This is a genomic window from Microcystis sp. M179S2, from assembly GCF_020245805.1.
Lineage (GTDB): Bacteria > Cyanobacteriota > Cyanobacteriia > Cyanobacteriales > Microcystaceae > Microcystis > Microcystis aeruginosa.
On sequence record NZ_JADBUE010000135.1, the window covers coordinates 1 to 3,364 of the forward strand.

The following is a 3,364-nucleotide window of genomic DNA, read 5'->3' on the forward strand; positions in this document are numbered from 1 at the left end:
AAGGTGAGAGTAACGGCGTTAGCCACCCCCAGATTCAGAAGTCACAACTCTGGGACTGAAGCGGGGAACGGAAGGCGAGAGAGGTGTAACCTAACACCAGAATCGAGACCACTGCCAACCATCCACGATTAGGCGTGAGCCGAATGTCCGACCTGAACCATCGTAAGTATTAAGCAGTGAAATAGGTTGACACACTGCGTTCAAAAAGAACAAGGGGAAAAGTAAGGAACTCGCCATCTCACTTACACAGTCCGTTAAAGTACCCCGGTGGACAGGACAAATCTAAAGATGGAATGCCCATATAAACGGAACGTAATAAGCCCTTTTAGGCTCTGAGTATCGGTCGAAATACCCAGTAGTGACAAGTGTAAGCGCAAGCCTTCAAGGGTGTGAGATGTAACCAAAAGCCAAAGCCTGACGGTAATAATCAGGATATGCTAACAGGTTACGGTTTGATTGTAAGGATAGAGTCTAGTAGGAGTCTATATGACGAAACCCTTGAGAAGGTAAAGGGTTCGGGAAACCGAAAACCACTAAGACTACGAATGTATGGAAAGCTATCAACTGGGGTAAAATCCAAAGATATGTTTTCAAGCTCCAAAAGAGAATATACCAAGCGGCTAAATCGGGACAGGATGCAAAGGTTAGAAGGTGGCAACGTCTATTGGTGAAATCGTACTACGCTCGTCTATTAGCGGTTCGCAAAGTAACCCAAGATAATCAAGGAAAGAAAACAGCAGGAGTTGATGGGAAGATAGTAATATCCCCAGAACAAAGGCTAAATCTAACCGAAGAAATCAAAGGAACACTGAAAGCAAAACCGCTAAGAAGGGTATGGATTCCTAAACCGGGTAGGGATGAAAAACGCCCTCTAGGAATACCAACCATCAAAGACAGAGCTAGACAAGCGTTGATTGAATCGGCACTCGAACCAGAATGGGAATCAAAAATGGAAGGAACCAGCTACGGTTTTCGACCCGGAAGGTCTGCCCATGATGCAATATCGAGGATATACCTCAGCATTAATAAAAGTAGCTACTTCGTATTAGATGCTGACATTGCCAAGTGTTTTGACCGAATTAATCACGACCTTTTACTGTCCAAAATTCATTGTCCAAGTTCCTTGAAAAGAGACATAAAACAATGGCTTAAAGCAGGAGTATTGGATAACGGCGTATTTGAATAAACAGAAACAGGGACACCTCAAGGAGGGGTAATAAGTCCACTACTTGCTAACATAGCACTGGATGGAATGGCAAGATTTATCGAAACACTATTCCCTAAAAAGAGGAATAGAAATCAAGCTGTTTTAATAAGATACGCCGATGATTTTGTAGTGATTTCACCATCACTCGAAATCATTGAACAGTGCCAAACTGCCATTTCTGAATGGTTAAAACCAATTGGATTAGAACTCAAACCAGAAAAAACCAGAGTGTGTCACACACTCAAACCCATTGAATATGATGGGAAAACGGAAGAACCCGGATTTGACTTTCTAGGATTCAATATCAGACAATACCCAGCCGGAAAATACAAAGCAGGAAAAATAGCGAAAGCAATACCTAAAACATTCCTAACCCACATTAAACCTAGCCAAAAAGCAGTTAAAGCCCACACAGAAGCGATAAAAGGTGTAATTAAAAAATATAAAACAGCACCTCAATCAGCCCTGATTAGTCACTTAAACCCAATCATTAGAGGTTGGGCTAATTACTACTCAGGAGTAGTATCCACGGATACCTTCAATAAACTAGATTACACAATCTGGTTAATGTTAAGGGCATGGACAGAATCAAGATGCGGTAAAGCGGACTACGAAAAGTTGAGAAACTACTTTAGACCGGGTACAGTTAAACTTAGCAATGGGAAAGAAAGACAAGAATCTTGGCTATTTCAAACCAAAGATGGTCTTCACTTATGGAAACATAACTGGACACCAATTGTCAGACATACCCTAGTACGTCCCGACGCTTCACCTTACGATGGAAATTGGACTTACAGGGCGACCAGACGAGGACAAGCAATCGACACACCTACAAGAGTAGCCAAACTACTTAAGAAGCAACAAGGCAAGTGTAGCCTATGTGGGCAGTATTTCACCCCATCGGATTTAATCGAAGTTGACCACATTCACCCTATCAGCCTAGGCGGAAAGGATGAATATAAAAACCTTCAATTACTACACCGCCACTGTCACGATGATCAATCGGCATCGGATGGAAGCCTAAAATCATCTAATTTAACACCATCAAAGGTTAATATAGATAATACAAGGCCAACCCAAAGAAGTCAATCTGTATCCTTAACAAGGGAGCAATCAAACTAGGAGCCGTGTGAGATGAGAGTCTCATGCACGGTTCTGAATGGGAGGGGAGGTCGGTGACGACCTTCTCGACCCCTACTCGTTACGGCGGATTATTAGTTTTGTTTTTTTTAACCAAATTAGTAGCCGCCTAACGCACCCTACTGGATTGACACTAACCCAGTGTTAGACATCATTTTATCGAATTGGAAGTTTACGAACACGCACAGAGTCATCGCTAATAGCCCATATTCCGTACTGGTTAAGAGGAAGTAAAAAATAAACTCAGAAATAGCGACGGAATAGCTACAATCAAATCAACCAGTCACTCACCTGACAATGACTCAACTAACCGTTAAAAATCTCGACCATTTAGGCATCATCGCCGCTATCATTGATGAGCTAGGCATTGTGGACTATATTAATCAACAACTTGGAGAAAAAGACACCACTAAAATCAGTGCAGGTCTAGTCGTTAAGGCAATGATTCTCAATGGCTTAGGATTTATTAACTCTCCCTTATATCTGTTCAGTCAGTTTTTTGAAGATAAACCCCTAGAACATCTCTTAGGCAAAGGTATAAAGGCTAGTGACCTCCATGATGACCGCTATCGCAGAGTCCTAGATTTAATTTTTATGGCTGGCATCAGCCGTTTATTTATCGGTATTTGTCTCAAAGCGGTAGAAGTTTTTAAAATCATCATGGGAACTTCTCACCTAGATTCAACTTCGGGTGCATCTCATTTTTGTAAATCTACTCAGTTGAGATTTTTAAAGGGAAAATCTCCGCTAAAGTTGGGGGTTATTTGCGATTTTTTCTCTCAATCCATGCTTTTGGGGGGTTCTACCCCCCCAACCCCAGTAGGGCTGTTTCATTCTCCCATCAGAATATCAAAAGTAAAAGCGATCACTATCAGGTAAAATGAGAAGTGACCGCCAACCTTTCAAATATATGTTGAGCTTAATAGAAAAACTGAAACAAGTCAAGGACTTTCGGAAAGATCAAGGAAAAAGACACCCTTTATGGATAGTATTAGTAGTAATAATACTAGGAACAAT

The 3,364-nt window shown here is 41.5% G+C and carries 2 protein-coding genes and 1 pseudogene; all 3 read left to right on the forward strand.

Annotated elements, in window-relative coordinates:
• The first annotated feature begins 559 nt into the window (after positions 1-559).
• Positions 560-2,329 (forward strand): annotated as a pseudogene (ltrA, locus tag IM500_RS07780) (group II intron reverse transcriptase/maturase).
• A gap of 315 nt (positions 2,330-2,644) precedes the next feature.
• Positions 2,645-3,226, forward strand: coding sequence for a DUF4277 domain-containing protein (locus IM500_RS07785; RefSeq protein WP_287738077.1), 582 nt, complete (start codon positions 2,645-2,647; stop codon positions 3,224-3,226).
• A gap of 31 nt (positions 3,227-3,257) precedes the next feature.
• Positions 3,258-3,364: transposase family protein (locus IM500_RS24725; RefSeq protein WP_242029940.1), on the forward strand; the 107-nt coding region annotated here is incomplete at its 3' end.

Coding starts and splice junctions, on each gene's coding strand:
- IM500_RS07785 (WP_287738077.1), top strand. CDS start 2,645: ATGACTCAACTAACCGTTAAAAATCTCGACCATTTAGGCATCATCGCC.